The sequence below is a fragment of the Saccharothrix mutabilis subsp. mutabilis genome, from assembly GCF_039521145.1.
GTDB classification, from domain to species: Bacteria; Actinomycetota; Actinomycetes; order Mycobacteriales; family Pseudonocardiaceae; genus Actinosynnema; species Actinosynnema mutabilis.
The window spans coordinates 53,854-74,990 of record NZ_BAAABU010000024.1; the positions used below are offsets into that span (position 1 = coordinate 53,854).

The following is a 21,137-nucleotide window of genomic DNA, read 5'->3' on the forward strand; positions in this document are numbered from 1 at the left end:
CGTGGTGCGGGGTTCAGGCGAGGTCCGCCCGCAGGTCCTCCAGCACGTCGGCGAGCCGCACCGACGCCGGGTCCAGCCGCCACCGGCCGTCCCCGACCGGCTCGAACCCGAGCCGCTCGACCGGTCCGGGTTCCCCCGCTCGCCACACCACGGGCCGTCCCGCGCCCAGGTGGTCGATCGCCATCCCCACGACAAGCGGTTCGAGCCCGCGCTCCCGCCACTGCGCCTTGAACCGCAGGGCGTCCACGACCAGCCCTTCCGCCGACGCCCGCAGGACCACGTAACCGACCGTCTCGACGGTGTCGCCGTGCTCGTCCACGTGGTCCACGCTCACGAACCACTGCCGCGGGCAGGCGGGCTCCTCGACCGGGGCGACCCGCTGACTGCTCTCGTACCGGACGACCAGCGCGCCGCCCCGCAGACCCCTCATGCCCACTCCCGTGCTGGTGCCGGACAAGACGTCGCCCCGGCTCCCGCGCGGGGGAACCGGGGCGACCACGTGCGCTTCAGGCCCGCGAGACCGCGTAACCGGCGCCTTCGACCGCGGCGGTGATGGCGGCTTCGTCGGCCGAGCCGGCGACGGAGAGCCTGCCGCCGTTGAGATCGACCTTGACGTCGGTCACGCCGGCCACGCCCTGGACCACACCGGTGACCCTGGCCGCGCAGCCGCCGCAGGTCATGCCCTGAACCACGAAGTCGACGCCCGGGTTCTCGTTGCTCATCTCGACACATCCTCCGTCTCATACCCTCAGGGGGTATCTAACAGCGACACTAACACACCCGCGCCGGGGTGGGGATCAGTCGACCAGCGCCACGTCGGCCCGGTCGGCGGCCTTCCTGCGACCCAGCGTGACCGCGGCCAGCACCGCCCCGCCGAGCGCGACCACGCCCGCCGCGACGAACGCGGCCGAGTAGCCGTCGGTCAGGGCGACGACGTCACCGAGCCGGTCGCCGCCCCGCGAGTTCGCCACGGCGGTCATCGCGGCCAGGCCGAGCGCCGATCCGACCTGGTAGGTGGTGTTGACGATGCCCGACGCCAGGCCGCCCCGCTCGGGCGCGACGCCGCCGATGGCGGCCATGGTGGCCGGGATGAACACCAGCGCCATGCCCACCGCCGAGATCAGCGAACCGGGCAGGACGTCGGCGACGAAGCTGCCACCCGGGTCCGCCGTGGCCAGCACCCCCAGGCCCAGGGCGAGCACGCCCAACCCGACGACGACCAGCGGCTTCGTGCCGAACCGCCCGATGAGTCGACCACTGGTGGTCGTCATGAGGACCATCATGAGAGCCGTCATCGGCAACAGCGCCGCGCCGCTGGCGAACGCCCCGAACCCGAGCACCTGCTGGACGTACAGGTTGAGGAAGTACCACATCGGGATCCACGCCGCGCCCAGCAGCAGCATCGCCAGGTTGGCGGCGGCCAGATCGGGCGTGCGCCAGACCCCGAGCGGCATCAACGGGTTGCGGACGCCGCGCTGAATCAGGGTGAACGCGAGGAGCAGCACGGCCGCGCCGGCCAGCGAGAGCAGCGTGGCGGTCGAGGTCCAACCGCGTTCGGGGGCCTGGACGATCGCGTAGACGGCCAACGCGAGCCCACCGGTCACCGCGATCGCGCCCCCGACGTCCAACCCACCGGGCCGTCCGGGCACGGCGGGCAGCAGCCGGGGCGTCAACGCCAGGGTGAGCAGACCGATCGGGACGTAGATGATGAACACCCACGGCCAAGTCAGCCACTCGGTGATCACACCACCGAGGAACACACCCGCCGTGCCACCAGCGGGTGCCGCAGCGCCGTAGAACGCCAACGCCTTCGGCAACTCCTTGGGCTGCCCGGCGAACAACACCATCAACAACGTCATCGCGGCAGGCGCGAGCAAGGCCGCACCCACACCCTGCACGGCACGCCCGACAACCTCGGTCCCGGCGTCACCCGCGGCAGCGGCCACAACGGACCCGACCGTGAGGACGCCCCAGCCCGCCGCGAACACCTTGCGAGCGCCCCAAAGATCCGACAACCGACCGCCGAGCAGGAGAAGTCCTCCCAACGCGACGGCGTAGGCGTTGAACACCCACTGCAAACCACTGGGCGTGAAGCCGAGCTGATCCTGCATGTCCGGCAACGCCACGGCGATGATCGAAGTGTCCATGATGACCATGAACTGAGCGGTGGCAAGCACACCGAGCGCCCACCACCGACGCGGATCGGGAGTCATCTCTCCTCCAGTCTCTCACATACCCCCAGGGGGTACCTACGGCGCAGGACCGTAACATACCCCCTAGGGGTATACAACCCCCCGGCGATCCGCTTCCAACGGGCTGCCAAGCCACGGGAACGAACCGACGCCCTTCCACCCCCGGGGGCCTGCCGCGCGGCGAGCGCCGCTTTTCAGTTTTTGGCTCTTCGCTCTTGATCTTCATCTTGAGAGCACGCCAGCACGCCAGCGCGCCAGCGCGCCAGCACGTCAGCGCGTAACTCCCCGAGAGCGGAGCGTCACCCCAACCTCCCGAAGCTAGAATGAGCCCATGCGGAGCACGCGAGGACTCCCACCCACACCCCAACTACGAAAGCCGCACCAGAAGTGACGGTCGCGGCGGCCCTGCTGCTGACAGCGGCCCTCATCGGGCTGCTGGCACCCCGACTCCTCCGCAAGCTGGCCGCACGGGACATCGACCCAGTCGTCTCGATCGCCGCCTGGCTGGCCTCGGCCGTCGGCGTGGTCGTCACGGCAACGCTCGCCGTGGCGCTGCTCCTCATCCCCGACCACGGCACGCACACCCTGCGCCTCCTGCACGACTGCTGGTCAACCCTCGACCACGGCATGACCCCGGACCACGAGGAGACGGGCGGCCTGCTCGGACTAGCCCTCCTCGCCGCGCTGCTGACCCGGCTCGCCATCACGAGCGTGCGTGCCGCCCGACGCAGGGCTCGCACCCGCCGGGAGCACCTGGCCGCGTTGCACGTCGCCGCACGTCGGGAACCCGGGTCACCCTCGACCCTGTGGCTGGACCACGACGTGCCGCTGGCGTTCAGCTTCGCCGGGACGCCCGGCGTGGTGGTCGCCACCGAGGGCCTGCACCGCCATCTCACGGACGACCAGGTCACCGCCGTCCTCGCGCACGAGCGCGCCCACCTCCGCGGCCGGCACCACCTGCTCATCGCGGTGAGCGAGGCCATCGCCACGATGCTGCCGTTCCTCCCCCTGTTCCGGCAGGTCCCGACCGCCGTCCGCGCCCTGGTCGAACTGGCCGCCGACGCGGTCGCCGCACGGACGTGCGGCGTGGACGTGGTCCGGGCCGCGCTCGTGCGGGTGTCCCAGCACGGCTCGCCGGGCTCGGCGCTGGCGATGGGCCGCGACGCGGTCGAGGTGCGCCTGCACCGCCTGACCCTCCCCAGCCGCGACCGCAGCCGCGCGCTCAACCGCCTGACCTGCGCCGCCACCTGCGCCGCAGCCGTCACCCTCCCGGTCGTCGGAGCGTTCGCCGGCCTGCTGGCCCTCGTCTCCCTCGACTGCCTGTAACCCCCGCCTTCACTCCCTCCCCCTCACTCCCCACTGTGCAACCTTTACAGCCCTGTTTGACTTAGATGCCCACCGGGGCTAGCTTCCCTTTACACGCCCGTTCGACTTATGGAGCTCCCGGTGAGCCACTCCCCCGCAACGCACCACGGACACGGCCACGCCGCACCCACCCCGGGACGATGGCGCGTCCTGGTCCTGTTGTGCCTGGCGCAGTTCATGGTCATCCTCGACGTGACGATCGCGAACGTCGCACTGCCGAGCATCGGCGAGGACCTGGCACTCAGCCGCGCGACCCTGCCCTGGGTGATCTCCGCCTACACGCTGGTGTTCGGCGGTTTCCTCCTCCTGGGCGGCCGACTCGCCGACCTCATCGGCAGGCGCACGACGTTCGCGTGGGGCCTGACCCTGTTCACCGCCGCCTCACTCGCGTGCGGCCTGGCGACGAACGGCACCACGCTCCTGGCCGCCCGCCTCGCGCAGGGTGCCGGCGCGGCGCTGCTGTCCCCCGCCGCGCTGTCCATCATCACCACCACCTTCCACGGCGCGGAGCGCAACAGGGCGCTGGGCGTGTGGGCGGCGATCGGCGGCACCGGCTCGGCGGTCGGCGTGCTGCTCGGCGGGGCGCTGACCAGCGGCCCCGGCTGGGAGTGGGCGTTCCTCATCAACGTGCCCATCGGGGCCGCCGTCCTCGCAGCCACGTTCGCACTCGTCAACCCAGGCCCGAACCACACCAACCCAGGCACCCACCCAGGCACCGACCCGCACACCGAACGACACAACACCCCGCGCCCCGACTGGCCGGGCGCGATCCTCATGACCGCCATGACCGCGTCCCTCATCTTCGGCCTGGTCAACGCGGGCAGCGCCGGCTGGGGCGCACCCACCACACTGGTCCCCCTGGCCCTGGGCGCAACCCTGGTCGCGGCGTTCATCGCGGTAGAGCGCCGAGCCCGCGACCCACTGGTCCCGATCCCCGTCCTGACCAGGCGCAACGTCGTGGCCGGCAACCTGGCGATGCTGACCGGCGCGGGCCTGCTCATCGCCGCCTTCTTCCTGGCCTCGCTGTACCTCCAGGCCGTGGCCCACTACTCCGCCATGAAGACCGGCCTGACCTTCCTCCCGGTCGCGCTCGGCATGATCGTCGCGGTCCACCTGTGCTCGCACCTCCTGCCCAAGCTGGGCTGGCGACCGATCGCGACAGCGGGCATGGTCGTGGCGGCGGGCGGCTTCTTCTGGCTGTCCCGGCTCTCCGGCGGGGGCGACGTCCTGATCGGGTTCGTCGTCGCGGCGGCCGGCCTGGCGTGCATGTTCGTCGTGGCCACCACCAGCGCGATGCACGACGTGGACCACCGCGAGGCCGGGCTGTTGTCGGGCCTGGTCAACACCAACCACGAGCTGGGCGCGTCCCTGGGCATCGCGTTCGTCGCCGCCGTCGCGGGCGGGAGCGTGGAGACCGGCGCCGTGGCGATCAGCGGCTACGAGAACGCCTTCCTTGCCTGCGCCATCGTCTCCCTCATCGCGGCCGTGGCGTCCCCCGTGCTGCTCCCCGCCGGGAAACCCAGCTCGGACGGACCGGTCTTCGCGCACTGACCAAGCGACAAGCCGCCGAGCAAGCCCCGCCAACCGCCGCAGGTGACGGCAGCCCACCAGCCGCCGTCACCCCGCGCAGGCAACCGGTCACCGCCCCGCCCCGCCGCATCCCGCCCCGCCCCGCCGCATCCCGCCCCGCCCCAACTCATCCCGACCCAACCCGACCCAACCCGACCCACCCCGCCCCGTCCCGTCCCGTCCCGTCCCGCGATTCCACCAGCGACCCCCACCTACTAACCCCGGTAGTGGACGAAAGCCACCGCGTTCCGTAACCTGTCCGAGACCTACCGGGGTAACCCGATCGGACTATCCACGACGGAAGCAGTCAAGGAGGCTCACGCCACCGTGGCGTCACCACCCGCACGGCGCACCGTCCGGGCCGCACTAGCGGCCACCACAGCAGCAGCACTGGCTGCCGGTTTCGCGCTCCCCCACGCGGCGGCCGACCCGGTCGTCCCGCCCAACGCCTCCGAGGCGTTGAAGAAGTACACCGAACTGTCGGGCGAAGCGGAGAAGCTCAACGAAGAGCACCTGCGCGCCCAGGACGACCTGAAAGCCAAGCAAGCCGAACTCGACCGCGCCAACACCGACCTCACCACCGCCCGCCAGGCCCAGGAACACCTGCGCGGCCAGGTGGACCTGCTCACCGAGGCGACCTTCGAGGGCGCGCGGTTCTCCCACCTGTCCGCGTTGCTGGTCAGCGACTCGCAACAGGACTACCTCAACCGCATGGCCGCGCTGGACGTCCTCGCCACCGAGAACGCCGAGGCGCTGGGCGCGCTGACCGACGCCGTCACCAAGGCCGACGACGCGCAACGCCGCGCCACCGAAGCCACCAACGCCGCCGCCAAGATCGCCGACGACATCGCCCGCCGCAAGTCCGAACTGGACAACCAGGTCCAGGAGGCGCGTGCCCAGTACGACCAGCTCAGCGCGGCCGACCGCCGGACGCTGGCCGACCCCGGCGACACGTCCCGCATCTCCGTACCGGCAGGCACCGCGGGCAAGGCGCTGGAGTACGCACTGGCCCAACGCGGCGACCCTTACGTCTACGGCGCCAACGGCCCGGACGCCTGGGACTGCTCCAGCCTGATGCAGCAGTCCTACCGCGCGGCAGGCGTGTCCATCCCGCGCACCAGCTACGGCCAGGCGGGCGTCGGCCGCGCGGTCTCGCGGGGCGAGGTCAAGGCCGGCGACATCATCGTCTACTACGCCGACCAGCACCACGTGGCCATGGCCGTGGACAACGTGCGCGCCGTCCACGCCTCCACCGAAGGCGTCCCCGTGCGCATCGCCGACATCGACTCGATCGGCCCGATCAACACGATCCGCCGCATCGAGGGCTGAGAACCGGTGTGGTCCGGGAACGAGCCTCCCGGACCACACCGGCACCCCGCGTCAGCGTCACACCAAGAACCGCGCCCGCGTCAGCCGTCGTAGTGGAACACGTAGAGCCCGAAGTCGCGGTCGCTGGCCAGCACGTACTGCTCGCCGGTCTCGTCCTTCCACACCTCGACGCCCCAGAAGTCGTTGCCGCCCTCGTCGATGAAGGCGCCGACCTCCCGGATGCCGTCCGCGCCGTACTCCACGACCCGGAACCCGGCCGCGTAGTAGGACAGGTACGCGAGGTTGTCGTTGTCCGGGTCCATCGCGACCTCGTGCACCGACAGGTCACCGAACCCGCGCGCGTACGCCGGGTCCTGCGACTCCGGCACCGCGTAGGTGTCGATCTGCTGGATCGAGCCGGCACCCGACTTCGGGACGTCGGTGGCGAACAGCCGCACGTACCCCCACCCGTCGAAGGTGGCCTTGATCGTCGTCGCCTCGCCACCACTCGCCGGGGTCGGCGTGGTGCACGCGTTCGCCTCGGTCACACCCGGCACGCCCAGCAGCCGCAGGCCCGCGTACCGGTTGGCGAACACGTACGGGATCGGCCCGGCCGCCGCCATCGAGACACCGCCCAGGCAGTCCGAGCGGACGTTCTGGAACACGATGCCGGCCGTGTAGCCCTTGGCCACGATGTTGTCCAGCTTGGCCTGGAACGGGCAGACACCGCGCTCGACCAGCGCCGTGCCGGTGCCCGCCGGAATCGCCGCGGCGTCGCACGCCAGGCCGACGAACGTGGTCGGGCCGCTGATCGTGGTGTTCTCGTCCACAGGCTTGGCACCACCGGCGGAGGTCGCGGTGTACTCCGACCCGGCGTACGGGCCCGAGTCGATCCGCGCGGTCACCCGGTACGGACTGAAGTCCTCATCCGTGCCGATCATGAACTTCCGGTTCGGCGACAACTCGGACTGGTGCGCGTTGCCCTCCGGCGCGATCTCGTGGCCGCGGGCCAGCCGCTCCTCGTCCAGCGCGGCGAAGTCGGACTCGGCGATCAGGGTCACCTTGCCCGGCCGCGGGTCGGTGACATCGAGCAGCACGTACCCGCCGTCCCAGTAGTTCACGTTCATCACGTACCGACGACCGACCTTGGTGATCATCATGTCGTGGCTGAACACCGAGGTCAGCGTGGCCGGGGTGGGCTGGTCCACGCCGAACACCGCACCCAGGTCCAGCTCGTCGTTGACCAGCACCGGGTGGTACGGGTCGGTGATGTCGAGGATGTCGACGTCCGCGCCCTCCTCGTCGTCGACCAGCGCCACGTAGACCTTCCTGGCGAAGACGTCGGTCCACATCCGCATGCTGTGCGTCTGGTTCGGCGCGGGGTCCAGACCACCGGACGCGTTGGTGAAGTCACCCGTGTGCAGCTTGACCGGCTTCGGGCCGCGCGGGTCGGTCACGTCCCACAGCGAGATGCCACCGGAGTCCGCGCCCGGCGTCGCGCCGGGACAGGTCTCGTTCTGGTGGATCAACAGGTCGCCGTGGAAGAACGGCGTCTCCACGTGCTCGACCTGGATGCCCTCACCCGCGTACGAGCCGGCGCTTGTCGGGATGAACGCGCCGGTCACCTCGACGGGCTTGGTCGGGTCCGAGATGTCCATGACATGCACACCGGTCCGCTCACAGGTCGGCTCGCGGAACGCGGTCAGGTAGGCGTAGTCGCCGAACGCGGTCACGTCCGCCACCCGCCCGGCCGTGCCGGCCGGGTTGCTCACCTTCCCCTTGCCCACCAGCGACACGTTGCGCGACACCGCGGGCAGGTGCCCTTCGTCACCGTCGTGCTGCTTGTACATGCCGTCGGCGACGCCTTCGCCGGGGAAGTCCTCCCGCCCACCACCACCGTGGTCCGGGTGCGCCCCGGCCAGCCCGGTCACCACCCCGCTCATCACCGCCGCCACCGCGCCCAACGCGATCAACCGTCGTCTACGCACGTCGCACACCCCTAACCGTTCCGAGTGTTCCCGGTAGCTCGCGGACTCTACGTCCCGACTACTATGCGCGGTAGGGGTTGAGCGGGGGATTCGAAACCGGGGCGACGCAACGGATTGCGGCGTTAACATGCGCCGATGACCGCCGACGCGACCGCCACCCCGTTCGACGCCATCGCCGCCGCCTACGACGAGGACGACTTCCACCGGGTCGTCGCCGAACGCCTGGTCACCGGCATCCCGGCACCGCGCGCCGACCTCGTCGTGGACGTCGCCACGGGCACCGGCAGCGCCGCCTTCGCCGCCCTCGAACACCTCCGCCCGCGCCGCGTGGTGGCGGTGGACCTGTCGTCGGCGATGGTGGCGTCCGCGGTGGCCAAGGCCGCCTCGCTGGACCCCGCCGGGGTCGTGGAGTGGTCGGTGGGCAACGCCGTGCCGGCGCCCGTGGCCGACGGGACGGCGGACGTCGTGCTGTGCGCGTCGTCCCTGCACTTCCTCGGTGCGGCGGCGTTCACGGACTGGTTGCGCATCCTGCGGCCCGGCGGGGTCGTGGCGTTCAGCGTCCCCTCCGCCGAGGTCTTCTCACCTTCGCCCGCGTTCGCCGAGCTGGTCGCCGACGACATCGCGCTGCCGACCGACGTCGCCGGTGCCACCCGCCTGGCCGAGGCCGCGGGCTTCGTGCGGGTGTCGGCGACCGAGGTCCGCATCGTCACCGACCGCACCCGGGTCGCGTTCCTCGTCCACGCCGAGGCGCCCAGCCGGTGATCACCCAGCCGCCCCGCACCCGGCCGCCGAGCACCGAGCCGCCGAGCACCCCGGCCGGTGGTCACCTCAGCCCAGGCAGTCCGAACGCCGCGTCGACGACTTCGAACGCGAGGTTGAAGTCGCGCCAGTCGGTGTTGGTGTGCAGGACCAGGGTGCGCTCGCCATCAGGCGTGCCCACCGCGATGGTGCCGGTCCCCCAGAACGCACCCGCCATGCCGCGCAGGACGCGACCACCCGTCACCGCCCGGTCCAGCTCGAACACGCCCAGCCCGTAGTGGGTGTGCGGGATCCAGCCGCTGCCCTCGGTCGGTACGGTGGTCCACATCGCGCGGTGCTGGGCCGGCGGCAGCAGGTCGCCGGTCGCCATCGCCCGCAGGAACCGGACCAGGTCGTGGACCTCGGCGACGATGCCGGGCACACCCGACTCCGCCACCGCCCGGTCCAGCACGTCCTGCGTCTTCTCATGACCCATGCCCCCAGCACCCTCCTTCCGACCTTCACGACACCGCGAAAGTTACGTTGCACCCACCAAACCGACAATCACAGTTCTGCGAACTCCGAAACATAACCCCAGCTCAACAAGCGAATATCGTTGCAACCCGCTTGACCGCTAATGCAATGGCCGTGTTGCATTAAGCTGAAACCGTGCCCGGCGAACGACTCACCCAACAGGAGCGGCGGCAGATCGCCGCGGGCCTGCGCGACGGGCTGACCTACGCCGCCATCGCCCGCCACCTCGGCCGCCCGACCTCGACCATCACCCGCGAGGTCATGCGCAACGGCGGCCCCGCCGACTACCGCGCCGACCAGGCCCACTGGGCGGGCCGGCGCAAGACGCGCCGCCACCCGACCAGGCCGGCGGTCCGCTCCGGCGCCGACCACGGCGGACGCGACCCACGCACCGTCGAGGCGGTGGCCGCCCGCACCGCGGACCTTTTCATGCGGACCGGGCTGCCGCAGATGATGGCCAGGGTCCTCGCGGCGTTGCTCACCACCGACAGCGGCAGCCTCACCTCGGCCGAACTGGTGCGCCGCCTCGACGTCAGCCCGGCCTCGGTCTCCAAGGCCGTCGGCTACCTGGAAGCGCTGAAGATCGTCAAACGCGACCGCGACCCGCACCGCCGCGCGGAGCGCTACGTCGTGGAGGACGACGCGTGGTTCCAGGCCGTCATGGCCAGTGCCCGCATCGACGCCGAGATCGCCGCGGTGTCCCGCGACAGCGCACGGGCCCTCGACCCGACCACCCCGGCCGGCGCCCGCCTGGAGACCCTCGGCCACTTCCTGGACCACGTCAGCCGCGACCTGGTCCGCTCCGCCGAGCACTGGCGCCAGGTCTACTTCCCCGGCCGGTGACACCCGCGGTCGACTGACCGGTGTCCGCCCGGGTACTCGACGGGGGTCACCGGGAGGAGTCGTCGTGCGAGTGGTCTGGTCGGGACGGGTGGACGTCGGGGCGCTGGTGCGCGCGTTGCGCGGGCGGGGGCTGAACTACGACCCGGCGGAGGTGCGGCGGCCCGCGTGGACGTTCGACGTGCACCGGCACGGGCTGGGGCGGGAGGCCGTCGGACCGCCGGTCGAGGGCGGGCTGTGGTCGCGCGCGAAGGACCTGGTGGCCGAGTACGAGTTCAGCCCGCCGGAGATCGTCCGCGCGTTCCACGAGCCCGGCACGGACCTGCTGGGCCGGGACATGCTGTTGCAGGCGCGGCTGCCCGGGTTGCGGTTCCTCATGGGGGTGCGGGTGACCGACGTGCGGGACGAGGCGTCCGCCGAGCGGACCGCGTGGGGGTGGGGGTACGAGACGCTGGAGGGCCACCTGGAGCGGGGGCGGGTGGACTACGAGCTGGTCAAGCACCACGCCACCGGTGAGGTGGAGTTCATCGCGCGCAGCTACTCGCAGTTGCACCCGCGTGCGCCGTGGTGGATGCGGTGGGGCTGGCGGCTGTTCGGGCGGCGCGTGCAGCTGCGGTTCTACCGGCGGGCGGGGCAGCGGCTGCGGCGGCTGGCCGCCGACCCGGTCGTGGCGGTGCCGACGGTGCTGGAGCGACCCACCGGTTGGGGGGTCAGCGTGCCCGATCCGCTGAGCTGAGGTTGCGGTGGTGCGCCTCGGGTAGCCCATGCCGACCGGACCCGGCCGAGCGGATGGGGAGCGTGTCGTGAAAGTCGTGATCACGGGGGCGTCGGGCAACGTGGGCACGGGCGTGCTGCGTGCCCTGGCCGCCGACAGCCCGGACCACCGGGTCGTGGCCCTGTGCCGCCGCCCGCCGCGCGACGGGGCGTTCGACGGGGTGGTGTGGCAGGCATGCGACCTGGCCGACGAGGGCGCGCACGAGGTGCTCGACCGGGCCGTGGCCGGCGCGGACGCCGTGGTGCACCTGGCGTGGATGTTCCAACCCACCCGACAGGGTGACCGCCTGCACCGCACCAACCACAAGGGCACCGCGGCGGTGCTGGAGGCGGCACGGCGCGCGGGCGTGCCGCACGTCGTGCACACGTCGTCCATCGCCGCCTACCAGCCCGCCGACGACCAGCCGGTGCCCGAGACGTGGCCGACGACCGGGATTCCCGGCTCGGTCTACGGGATGGGGAAGGCGGAGGTGGAAGCCGCCGTGGACCGGTTCGCCCGGGAGAACCCGGACACCGCCGTCACCGTGGTGCGCCCGACGCTGGTGGCGCAGAAATCCGCGTCGGCGAGCTTCCTGGCCCTGTTCTTCGACCCTCTGGTGCCGCAGTGGCTGATCAAGCTCCTGCGCGCCGGCAAAGTCCCTCTCCTGCCGCTGCCGGCCGCGCTGCGCGTGCAGTTGGTGCACGCCGACGACGTGGGCGACGCCGTCGTCCGAATCCTCCACCGCCGCGCGACCGGCGCTTTCAACCTGGCCGCGGACACCCTCACCGCCGACGACCTCGCCCGGGTGGTGGGCGCACGAGCCGTGCCGATCCCCGGACAGGTGATGCGGGCAGCCGTGGCCCTGCTCTGGCGCTCGCGTGCGATCCGCATGTCCCCGGGCTGGTTCGACGTAGGCACCCGCTCGCCCCTGGTGGACACCACACGCGCCCGGACCGAACTGGGCTGGACCCCGCGCACGCCCAGCGCCACGTGCGCCGAGGAGCAACTCGCGGGCCTGGCCGAAGCCACCCCCGGCCCCACCCCGGCCCTGCACCGCGACCGCCTCCACGACGACAACCGCGCCGACGCCCTGACCTGACCGTCCCACCGGGGCGCACCTGGAAGGCGTCGGGTCTGGCGCCGGGCGACCGGCGTCAGTACTCGTACCTCGCGGTCACGACGAACACCGTGTCCGCCAGCGACTCACCGACAGGCGTCTTCGCCCAGACCGCCAACAGCTCCGCACTGTGCGCACTGGCGTTCAACAACTCCACGATCTCGCCCACCCTGGGCCGCGCGAAGAGGGCGCACTGGAGCACCGGCTCACCCGCCGCACCGCCCTCGTCGTCGTCCAGTTCCTCCGGCACTCACCGGCAGACCTCGACCCGCCAGCAGTTCCGGTCGAAGTCACCGTTGGGCATGGGCGCTTCAACGCTCAGGTAGAACCCATCCGGTGTCGCCCCACCCGGGTCGTCCGTGATCGCGAAGTACCCCGCGTCGAGCTTGGCGCCCGGGTTCGCGCTCAGCCGACAGGCCTCCAGCAGCAGCCGCAGGTCGACAACCCCGTCCCCCACCCGCTCGTGGGTGACGCCCCGCTCCACCCGGTCCAGGTCGGCACGCCCCTCGTCCGCGAGTTCGGCGATGTCCCCGGAACTGACGAAGGGACTCTCGAACCTCCACTCGCGACAGTCGCCCCCACCACCCTTCACGTCGCCGTTGTACCCGGCCAAGGCCGCACGAAGGTCCCGCTCCTCCACCAGGAGCTCCGCTTCGATCGCCTTGCGCACCGGTGCCGGCACCGACTCCACCGCCCGGTCCAACCTGATCAGCCCGTCGTGCAACAGGGCCTTGACGTACTCGTACCAAAGGCTGTGCGCGCCGACGAGCAGCCCGGACCGGGCATTCCGGTCGGTAAGCGCCCCCAGATGCTCAGCCGGGTAGTACCGGAACCTGCCGCCGCGCAGGTCGTGCACGCTCACCGGCACCGTGGCACACGCCGAGATCCTGTTGAGCGCATCGACGATCGGGGAAGCGAGGGCAGGACTGTCCACACTGGTCACAGTCGTCGACACCACCCCCACCGGCCCGCGATAGGTGGCCAGAACCTGCACTTTGCCGCGATGGGGATGCTGCGAGTAAATGGTCATGATGCTTCCTTCACCCGAACAGGGCGCACAGCACCCGTCCGTGGTTCCAAGTGGGAAGCGGTGGCGCAGACCCGAACCCGCGCTCCATGCCCGAAAAGCCGGCGGAAGCTCAGGCCCAATCCCGAACCCCGTGCCGACGCCGAGACCCTAGCGCACCACCCACACCCCAAGCACAGCACCCCTTCACGGCAGTCGGGCTTTTCGTAGGAGGGCGGAACCGGTCGACGGAGACGCTTCGGTCCACCCGCACGCCGCCCTACGAAGTACGCGGGGGCCGACCATCGATCAGCCCGAACGTTCCAGTGGACCCCGCTTCCACCGGCCCCGCCCCCGCCCCGACCGGGAGCGGTACCGTGCTTCGGTCCGGGTAGCGGCGACGCACCACTCGGGCGTACCTCGCAAACCGCAGCCGTAGAGGGCCGACAGTGAAAATCGACAACAGTCCACCGCGTGGCACCCGTGACCTGCTCCCCGACGGTGTGGCCGCCCGTGACCACGCCCTGGCCAAGATCACCGAGGTCTACCGGCGCTACGGCTACCACCGGATCGAGACTCCGGCCCTGGAGGACATCCGGCGGCTCAAGGGCGGCGAGGGCGGCGAGAACGAGAAGCTGATCTTCCAGGTCCTCAAGCGCGGCCTGGACGAGGTGGTCGAGGGCGGCACGCGCCTGCCCGACCTGGTGGACCTGGGGCTCCGCTTCGACCTGACCGTCCCGCTGGTGCGGTTCTACGCCAACAACCACGCCACGCTGCCCTCGCCGTTCCGGGCCTTCCAGTTCGCACCCGTCTGGCGCGCCGAACGCCCGCAGAAGGGTCGCTACCGGCAGTTCTACCAGTGCGACATCGACCTGATCGGTGAAGCTTCGGTGCTGGCCGAGATCGAACTCATCGAGGCGACCACCGAGGCACTCGACGCCGTCGGCCTCACCGACACCACCGTCCGGCTGTCGGACCGGCGGTTCCTCTCCGCGCTCGCCCACCACGTAGGCCTCGACCAGTCCCAGTGGCCGGGCTTCTTCATCAGCCTCGACAAGCTCGACAAGATCGGCTGGGACGGCGTGCGCACCGAACTGGTCGAGAAGCGCGACCTGCCGGCGACAGCCGTGGACCAGACCCGCTCGATCATCGAGGGCCTGGTCGGCCTGGACCCGAGCAAGGTCGCCGACCGGATCTCCGACGCCGTGCCCGCGGTGCCCGACGACGTGGTGGCCGACATGGCCACCACCGTCGCGGGCCTCACCGCCCTCGGAGCGACCAGGCCCGTCCGGTGGGAGTTCGACCCCACGCTCGTGCGCGGCATGGGCTACTACACCGCGCAGATCTTCGAGGTTTCGCACCCGGCGTCGTCCTCGTCGGTCGCCGGCGGCGGACGCTTCGACTCGCTCGTGGGCCGTTCGCTGGGCCGCGACGTTCCGGCCTGCGGTTTCTCGCTGGGTTTCGAACGCATCATCGACCTCATCCCCACCACCCCCGCCCGCGCCGCGCTCGCCGTGCTGGTCGAGCAGGACGTCCCGGTCCACCACGCGATGCGCCACGCCCGCGAAGCCCGCGCCGAGGGCCGCGAGGTGACCGTGGTCCGGCGCAGCGGGAAGCTCCCGGCCCAGCTGGGCCGGCTGGAAGCGCAGGGCTTCACCGGCTTCGTCCACCTCCGCTCGGCGGACGGCACCGCCGAACCGGAACGGCCACTGGGTTCCGCCGGGTAATCCGGGAACTCGACCGCCGGAGCGCGGCACGGTCCACAGTGGACACAAGCGACGGCCGCAGAGGCGGGCCCGGAGCCGGATGAGCCGACTCTCGTCCTCCTGCGCGCCCGAACAGCCAGCCGCACGACGGACTCCCGAACCCGGGCCGGGTCGCGCTCCACCACTTCCGGTCCCGCGGCGGTGACGACGCCCGCAGCACTCTTGCCATTACCCGAGCAACGATCACCTATTCCACATCGCGGGGAACAATACGCCGGTCGGGCTGCTGACGAGCAATACGAACGGACCGTTGACAACGGCTCCGCAGAAGTTGCTATGGTCGGCCGGTAGGCGTCGGGCGCCTGGGAGGAAACGCGCCGGCGTGGGGGATGTGTTTTCTTGGGGGATGTTTTGAGCTACGACGTGGGTGAACCACGGTCGGGTCGGCGGCGGTTGTTCGTCTTCGACATGGACGGCACGTTGCTGCCCGACGCGACCGGGATGGTGGCGCTGGCCACGGCCTTGGGCACCGCCGACGCCGTCGACGAGCTGGAGCGCCGGTTCGCCGACGGCACGCTCGACACCGTCGGCTTCACCACCGAGATCCACCGCCTGTGGGGCGTGATCGCGCCGGAGGTTGCGCGGGCGGCGTTCGACGGGTGCGCCAAGCTCGCCGACATCCACCGGGTGACCGCCGACATCGCCCGCAACGGCGACGTGTCGTGCCTGATCACCATGTCGCAGAACGTCTTCGCCGACCACTTCCTCGACTTCGGGTTCGACCACGTCCACGCCAGCGCCTACCCCGCCGAGGCCGGCGCGGTGGTGCGGGCCGAGGACGTGCTGACGCCGGAGTCCAAGCCGGTGATCGTGCGCGAGCTGTGCGAACGCCACGGCCTGGACTACGGCGACACCGTCGCGTTCGGCGACTCCGGCAGCGACCTGCCGCTGTTCCGCTCGCTCAAGTACACGGTGTCGGTCAACGGCACCCCGTCCATCGCCGACGTGAGCGCCGCCGAGTACCGCGGCGGTTCGCTGTTGGACGCGTATCGGATCGCACTGGACCTCATCGGCGCCCAATAACGCCCGACAACAATCCACACAAACGAATACATGGGGGAATTCGTGTCAGCCATCAATGGCGGCGTCGGTTTAGCGCGCCCGCTCGACGGTGACGTCCTCAACCGCGGCCGGGCCATCGTCGCCGACGCCTTCCGGCGCACCCTGCACGAACTGCGGGACCGCGACGACGTCACCGAGATCGCGTTCCGCGACCACTGGCACCGCCTGGTCGCCGAGTCCGGGGAGATGACCTGGGACGGCTGGTACAGCCCGCCGCTGATGGGCATGGCGGTGCTGTTCGCGACGGCCGCCGACCCATCGCGGGTGCACTTCCGGACCTTCCGGGACCGCGAGAGCTTCGTGTCCGACCGGGTGCTCGACCCCGAGGACGGCATCGTGCTCGGCTACGCCTCGAACGTCCACCGCCGCACCGGGCTGCCCGGCGACTTCGCCACCACCGTCTACCTGGGCCGCGACGAGCGCGTGCGCGACCACTTCCGGCGCGCCGCCGAGGCGTCGCGGGAGATCCTGGCGTCGATCACGCCCGACATGACCGCGGGCCGGTTGCACGCCGAGGCGCTCGCCGTCCTGGACCGGTACGGCCTGCGCGGCACCACGCACAGCGACACCGACCCGGACGGCGACAACGTGGGCCACTCGTTGCCGCGCCTGTCGATCGGCCCGCTGGCGGGGGTGCTGCGGCCCGATCAGATCGCGGCGTTGCGCGGCGACCGGCTGTTCGTGCGGCGCGGCGGTGACTGGCGGCTGGACTCGGTGGACCAGTTCACCGTGGAGCCGCAGGTCGTGGCGCCGGACGACCCGACGCTGCCGAAGGTGATGCTGCACTACGTCGTCACCGCCAAGGACGGGGTCGCGGTGTGCGACGCTTGTGAGGACTCCTTGCGGGACCTGGCGATCGTCTGATCGTGGAACCCGCACGAGTGCGGCCGAGGGGGACGGTGTGAGCAACACGGTGGACGACGTCTACGGGGAGCAGCGCACGAGCACCGACTGGGTGACCGTGCTGGCGTTGTTCGTGGCGGGGGTCGCGGCGGCGATGCACTTCGCCAAGATCCCGCCCGCGCTGCCGGAGATCTCCGCGCGGTTCGGGCTGTCGCCGGTGGTCGGCGGGCTGGCGGTGTCGCTGGTCGCGGTCGTCGGCACCGTCCTGGGCGTCGCGTCCGGGACGCTGGTGGACAACTGGGGCAGGCGGCGGCTGCTGATCTTCGCCCTGGTGGTCGGCGCGGTGACCTCCGCGCTGATCCCGCTGCTCCCGGGCACCGCCGTCTTCCTCGGCCTGCGCTTCGTCGAGGGCGTCTCGCACCTGGTCATCGTGGTGGCCGCGCCGAGCCTGATGGGCGTGCTGGCCAAACCGTCGGACCGCACGGCCGTGATGACGCTGTGGGGCAGCTTCTTCGCGGTCGGGTTCGCCATCACCGACGCGGTCGCGCCCGCGCTGCTGCGGGCGTGGGACTGGCCGTCGCTGTTCTGGGGTCACGCGGCGCTGTTGCTGGCCATCGCGGTGCTGGTGGTGCCGCGGCTGAACCGGTTGGCACGGCGGCAGACCCTGGAGCCACCGCCCACCGGCGTGTCACCCGGACGGCTCATGCGCAGCCTCCTGCACGACCACGGTGTGTTGTACCGCCACGCGCCGATCGTGCTGGCGGCGGTCGGGTTCGGCCTGCACTGCCTGCTGTTCAACGCTTACCTGACCTACGTGCGCCAGGTGCTGCTGGACGCGGGCGCGATGCCGGAGGGTCGCATCGGGCCGTGGATGTCGATGTTGGCGCTGTTGTCGATCGGCAGCACCATCGTCATCGGCGGGGTGTTGCTGCGCTTGGGAGTTTCGCCGTTCCGGACGCTCGTGGTGTGCTTCGCCGGCGAGGCGGTGTGCGGGGTGCTGCTGTTCACGGCGGTGCTGGGCACCGGCAGCCTGCCCGCGGCCAGCATCGCGCTGTTCCTGTTCGACGGCTGCGTGCAGGGCGCGACGTTCGCGACCATCCCGCTGGTGGCCGGGGACCGGATGGCGGCGCTGGCGCACGGCGCGTTCGCCCAGACCGGCAACATCGGCAGCTTCCTCGGCCCGCCGGTGTTCGCGGCGGCGGCCGTGGCGGGCGGGTGGCGGCTGGGCGCGATCCCCACCGTCGTGACGTGCGCGGCGGGGATCGCGTGCACCGTGCTCGCGGCGGCCTCGGCGCGCCGCCGGTCGGCCGCCGGGTCGGCTACTTCGCCTCGATGAGGTACGCCGCGCCCCACCAGAAGTCGGAGACGCGGCGGGGTTCGCCGTCGAGCGCGAACCCGGCCGCGGCGAGGTCGTCGCACCAGTCGTCGATGGTCTGCTCGAAGTGGACCTTGTCCTCGGCGGGCCGCAGCGTGCCCAGCAGCACGGGGGCGAGGAAACCCTGGCGCACCAGGTTGTGCGCGCCCGGGTACTCGGCCATGCCGGTTTCGTAGCGGGTCACGACGTACCGGAACCAGTCGGGGTGCAGCGGGTGTTCGGCCCGCGGCACGTCGAACTCGACCAGGATCAGCCGTGACGTCCGCTCCCGCAGCCACCGCAACGTGTCGGCGCGCTCGTGGGCGGGCAGCGACAGCATGGCGAAGGTCTCCTGGACCAGTTCCCAGCGGTCCTCGGTCCCCTCGGTCCGAGCCATGAAGTCGGACATCGTGGTGGCGAACGCGCGGTGCGGGATCCGGCGTTCGACCAGCCCCGCCCGCACCACGTCGATGCGCGTGGTGGACGGCTCGACCACGTCGACGCGACCCACGGCGGGCGTCAGCGCCGGCAGCAACCCCAGGCCCTCGCCGGTGCCGATGTCGAGCAGCGCCTCGGGCTGCAACGCCTCGTACCGCTCGCGCAGCGCCGCGTGGGTGCGCTCGTAGAGGGCGACGTTGCCCCCGCCGCGCCCGAACGCCGAGAACGCCTCGGGGTCGAGGTAGATCTCCGCCGTGCCGGCGCGCACGCTGCTCGGCGGGTGCTCCAGGTAATGCGCGCACTCGGCGAACACGAGCCGATCCGGCGCCAAGTCCCGCGCCCGGGCCACGTGCGCGAGTCCGGCCGGATGGTCACCTTCGGCCAGCGCGACAAGCCCGACGTAAAACTCCTCCTCGGCCCCATCGACAAGCCCACCGAGGCGGGCATGTCCAACCCCTGACCGATAGTTCTCCCACAATTCCTGCAATGCCACAGTTCCCCCTGTGATCTGCGGAAACACCTTTCAGCGCGCAGCAGCCGACACTGCCGTCGATTAGTCACTCACGCGCTCCCCAGCAAACGCCAACAGGTTAGCACGCGCGATTAGTCGAGAATTACGACAGACGGGTGAAACACGCTTGTCGGGAATATTTCCCGATGACGCCGGAATCAGGGTTCGGCGAGAACGAGCAGGCGAGGACCGGCAGTCGAGACGGCCAGGGTCCCGTTCACACACCGGGGCGGCCAGGCGGGTCCGCCGGTGTCCAACACCTCGACCCGGTCCGCCCCCGGCCGCCACCGCACGACCTCGCCGAGCTGGTCGGGGTAGCGAGGCCGGCTGAGCCAGTACAGGTGCCGGCCGCAGACCTCCGCGTCGAGCACGGTGGTGTCCAACGCGAACTCCCGTCCGTCGCGCCGGGCGACCAGCGGCCCCGGGTAGGCGGCCCCGGCCTCGTAGGGCGTGACCCCGGTGGTGATCTCCCACCCGTCCAACCAGGTCGCCCCGACGGCGCGGCAAGCCCCCTCCCCCGCCTCGACCCGCTGGGGCCGCCCGCCCGGTTCGAGCCTGAACCAGTTGGCACACGCCTCAGCCGGAGCCGTCTCGCGCCACCGGACATCGCGCGGCCCAGCGGTCAACAACGAGATCGTCGAACCCTCAGGCGGACAGTGCGCAACCCCTTCGCCGGCACCGGCGAACACCCGCAAACACTCCTGCCCCTCCTGCAGGACAACAAGCCCGTCAACGGCAACCAACGCCCCCAGGCGCACCTTCTCGACCAGCACACGCTTCACGCCGGTCTTCAGGTCCACAGTGGACACCCGAGCCACCCCGGCGACGTCCTGATCCTGAACCACCAACGTCGATCCGGCGAGGACCCCCCGCAACACGCCGCCACCCCCGCCGACGACCTCCGTCCCCCCACCCCCACCAACAACCAGCCGCCGCACCCCATCCACCCCACGCACCGGAAACACCGCCCGCTCACCATCGGCGACGGCATAACGCACCTGCTCAACATCCCCCGGAACCGCAACAGACCGCCAAGGCACATCCGCAACCACCACCCGGGCAACCTCCCGCGGCGGCTCAGGGGTGCTGGTGGGAGGAGCAGGCGGATCGCGCAAGAAGACCACAGCGACGACGAGCGCGAGGACCACCCCAACCCCGGCGATCACTTTGCTCACCAACCAACCGTGCCAGAACTCCCGAACCCCCGCAGCACTCGGTGCACCCGCCAACCACTCCCCGTCTGACTGAAGCCGGCGGCCGACGTGCGCTTACGGCTGCCGCGCACAAGTCGGAGGAGCTGCACGAGATGTTCGACGAGTTGGCTGGGATGGCTGCCCGCTGGGAAGAGCGCCGGCAGCAGGAGAGCTGACGTCACTGTCGCCGGTGGCACGCCGAACTGTCGGCGTACCACCGGTCCGGTGGATCTCGTCGCCGCCGGAGGTTCGCACCCACCCATACGAAGGGCCCTTGACCAGCGCGAACGCGATCAAGGAGCCCTACTCGTACATCCGGCACGTCCACGGGTGCGGCTGCCCGGTCTCGTCCGAGGTTCGAGCGACAGCCGCACCCGGAAAAACCGGTCAGGCAGAACGAACGGGAAAGCTCGGCGACCCGGTCAGTCGGTCGGGCTACCGCACGACGGGACGGGCCCGGTGAGCGAGATGTCGGCAGCGTTGATCCACCCGGTCCCGAGGTCCTGGGCACGGTCGATGACCAGCACCCAGATGGGGTTGCCACTGACCTGCTCCGTTC

21 protein-coding genes are annotated in these 21,137 nt (G+C 71.2%); 12 read left to right on the forward strand and 9 right to left on the reverse strand.

The window, feature by feature from the left end; genetic code table 11:
- Nucleotides 1–13 precede the first annotated feature (13 nt).
- From ABD126_RS32825 to ABD126_RS32835, 3 genes are all read right to left on the reverse strand, one after another.
- Complete coding sequence (locus tag ABD126_RS32825; RefSeq protein ID WP_343938378.1) at nucleotides 14–430, reverse strand: hypothetical protein; 417 nt, start codon at nucleotides 428–430, stop codon at nucleotides 14–16.
- A gap of 76 nt (nucleotides 431–506) precedes the next feature.
- Nucleotides 507–722: a heavy-metal-associated domain-containing protein gene (locus ABD126_RS32830; protein WP_343938380.1), complete on the reverse strand. Its 216-nt coding sequence runs from the start codon at nucleotides 720–722 to the stop codon at nucleotides 507–509.
- A gap of 75 nt (nucleotides 723–797) precedes the next feature.
- A complete protein-coding gene (locus ABD126_RS32835; protein ID WP_425542916.1) occupies nucleotides 798–2,156 on the reverse strand; it encodes an MFS transporter in 1,359 nt (452 codons plus the stop codon).
- A gap of 423 nt (nucleotides 2,157–2,579) precedes the next feature.
- Between ABD126_RS32835 and ABD126_RS32840 the strand changes: the two genes are divergently transcribed.
- From ABD126_RS32840 to ABD126_RS32850, 3 genes are all read left to right on the forward strand, one after another.
- A complete protein-coding gene (locus ABD126_RS32840; RefSeq protein ID WP_343938384.1) occupies nucleotides 2,580–3,518 on the forward strand; it encodes a M56 family metallopeptidase in 939 nt (312 codons plus the stop codon).
- 120 nt (nucleotides 3,519–3,638) lie between these two features.
- Nucleotides 3,639–5,108 (forward strand): MFS transporter, encoded by a 1,470-nt coding sequence (locus ABD126_RS32845; RefSeq protein ID WP_343938386.1) that lies wholly within the window; start codon nucleotides 3,639–3,641, stop codon nucleotides 5,106–5,108.
- Nucleotides 5,109–5,453: 345 nt separating this feature from the next.
- Nucleotides 5,454–6,455, forward strand: coding sequence for a C40 family peptidase (locus tag ABD126_RS32850; RefSeq protein WP_343938388.1), 1,002 nt, complete (start codon nucleotides 5,454–5,456; stop codon nucleotides 6,453–6,455).
- Between the two features lie 80 nt (nucleotides 6,456–6,535).
- Here the strand turns inward: ABD126_RS32850 and ABD126_RS32855 are convergent, their stop codons facing one another.
- Nucleotides 6,536–8,422, reverse strand: a complete 1,887-nt coding sequence (locus ABD126_RS32855; protein WP_343938390.1) for a PA domain-containing protein — start codon at nucleotides 8,420–8,422, stop codon at nucleotides 6,536–6,538.
- Between the two features lie 135 nt (nucleotides 8,423–8,557).
- Here ABD126_RS32855 and ABD126_RS32860 point away from each other — a divergent pair, with 135 nt between their 5' ends.
- Nucleotides 8,558–9,184, forward strand: coding sequence for a class I SAM-dependent methyltransferase (locus ABD126_RS32860; protein WP_343938392.1), 627 nt, complete (start codon nucleotides 8,558–8,560; stop codon nucleotides 9,182–9,184).
- Nucleotides 9,185–9,245: 61 nt separating this feature from the next.
- Here ABD126_RS32860 and ABD126_RS32865 read toward each other — a convergent pair whose 3' ends face one another.
- A complete protein-coding gene (locus tag ABD126_RS32865) occupies nucleotides 9,246–9,656 on the reverse strand; it encodes a hypothetical protein (RefSeq protein WP_343938394.1) in 411 nt (136 codons plus the stop codon).
- A gap of 173 nt (nucleotides 9,657–9,829) precedes the next feature.
- Between ABD126_RS32865 and ABD126_RS38875 the strand changes: the two genes are divergently transcribed.
- The 3 genes from ABD126_RS38875 (at nucleotide 9,830) to ABD126_RS32890 (ending at nucleotide 12,387) form a co-directional block, all read left to right on the forward strand.
- On the forward strand, nucleotides 9,830–10,537 hold the full coding sequence (locus ABD126_RS38875) for a GbsR/MarR family transcriptional regulator (RefSeq protein ID WP_425542918.1): 708 nt from the start codon (nucleotides 9,830–9,832) through the stop codon (nucleotides 10,535–10,537).
- 64 nt (nucleotides 10,538–10,601) lie between these two features.
- Nucleotides 10,602–11,270, forward strand: coding sequence for a DUF1990 family protein (locus ABD126_RS32885; RefSeq protein ID WP_343938396.1), 669 nt, complete (start codon nucleotides 10,602–10,604; stop codon nucleotides 11,268–11,270).
- A gap of 67 nt (nucleotides 11,271–11,337) precedes the next feature.
- A complete protein-coding gene (locus ABD126_RS32890; RefSeq protein ID WP_343938398.1) occupies nucleotides 11,338–12,387 on the forward strand; it encodes an NAD-dependent epimerase/dehydratase family protein in 1,050 nt (349 codons plus the stop codon).
- Nucleotides 12,388–12,442: 55 nt separating this feature from the next.
- Here the strand turns inward: ABD126_RS32890 and ABD126_RS32895 are convergent, their stop codons facing one another.
- Together ABD126_RS32895 and ABD126_RS32900 are read right to left on the reverse strand one after the other, a co-directional pair.
- On the reverse strand, nucleotides 12,443–12,655 hold the full coding sequence (locus tag ABD126_RS32895; protein ID WP_343938400.1) for a hypothetical protein: 213 nt from the start codon (nucleotides 12,653–12,655) through the stop codon (nucleotides 12,443–12,445).
- Entirely contained in the window at nucleotides 12,656–13,435 is a 780-nt protein-coding gene (locus ABD126_RS32900) for a hypothetical protein (RefSeq protein ID WP_343938402.1), read from the reverse strand.
- A gap of 425 nt (nucleotides 13,436–13,860) precedes the next feature.
- On the opposite strand from ABD126_RS32900, the gene hisS reads away from it, so the two are divergent.
- The 4 genes from hisS to ABD126_RS32920 all read left to right on the forward strand — a co-directional run bounded on the left by hisS (nucleotide 13,861) and on the right by ABD126_RS32920 (nucleotide 18,418).
- Complete coding sequence (hisS, locus tag ABD126_RS32905; RefSeq protein WP_343938404.1) at nucleotides 13,861–15,138, forward strand: histidine--tRNA ligase; 1,278 nt, start codon at nucleotides 13,861–13,863, stop codon at nucleotides 15,136–15,138.
- Nucleotides 15,139–15,540: 402 nt separating this feature from the next.
- Nucleotides 15,541–16,200, forward strand: coding sequence for an HAD family hydrolase (locus ABD126_RS32910; protein WP_343938406.1), 660 nt, complete (start codon nucleotides 15,541–15,543; stop codon nucleotides 16,198–16,200).
- Nucleotides 16,201–16,242: 42 nt separating this feature from the next.
- A complete protein-coding gene (locus ABD126_RS32915; protein WP_343938408.1) occupies nucleotides 16,243–17,103 on the forward strand; it encodes a M24 family metallopeptidase in 861 nt (286 codons plus the stop codon).
- A 37-nt stretch (nucleotides 17,104–17,140) separates the two neighbouring features.
- Nucleotides 17,141–18,418, forward strand: a complete 1,278-nt coding sequence (locus ABD126_RS32920; RefSeq protein ID WP_343938410.1) for an MFS transporter — start codon at nucleotides 17,141–17,143, stop codon at nucleotides 18,416–18,418.
- Here the strand turns inward: ABD126_RS32920 and ABD126_RS32925 are convergent.
- Nucleotides 18,402–19,187, reverse strand: coding sequence for a class I SAM-dependent methyltransferase (locus ABD126_RS32925; protein WP_343938412.1), 786 nt, complete (start codon nucleotides 19,185–19,187; stop codon nucleotides 18,402–18,404). The genes ABD126_RS32920 and ABD126_RS32925 overlap by 17 nt on opposite strands.
- On the opposite strand from ABD126_RS32925, the gene ABD126_RS32930 reads away from it, so the two are divergent.
- Entirely contained in the window at nucleotides 19,167–19,334 is a 168-nt protein-coding gene (locus ABD126_RS32930; RefSeq protein ID WP_343938414.1) for a hypothetical protein, read from the forward strand. The two genes, ABD126_RS32925 and ABD126_RS32930, sit on opposite strands and share 21 nt — an antisense overlap.
- 209 nt (nucleotides 19,335–19,543) lie before the next feature.
- On the opposite strand, the gene ABD126_RS32935 is transcribed toward ABD126_RS32930, so the two are convergent.
- Nucleotides 19,544–20,560, reverse strand: a complete 1,017-nt coding sequence (locus ABD126_RS32935; RefSeq protein ID WP_343938416.1) for a hypothetical protein — start codon at nucleotides 20,558–20,560, stop codon at nucleotides 19,544–19,546.
- Between the last annotated feature and the right edge of the window lie 577 nt (nucleotides 20,561–21,137).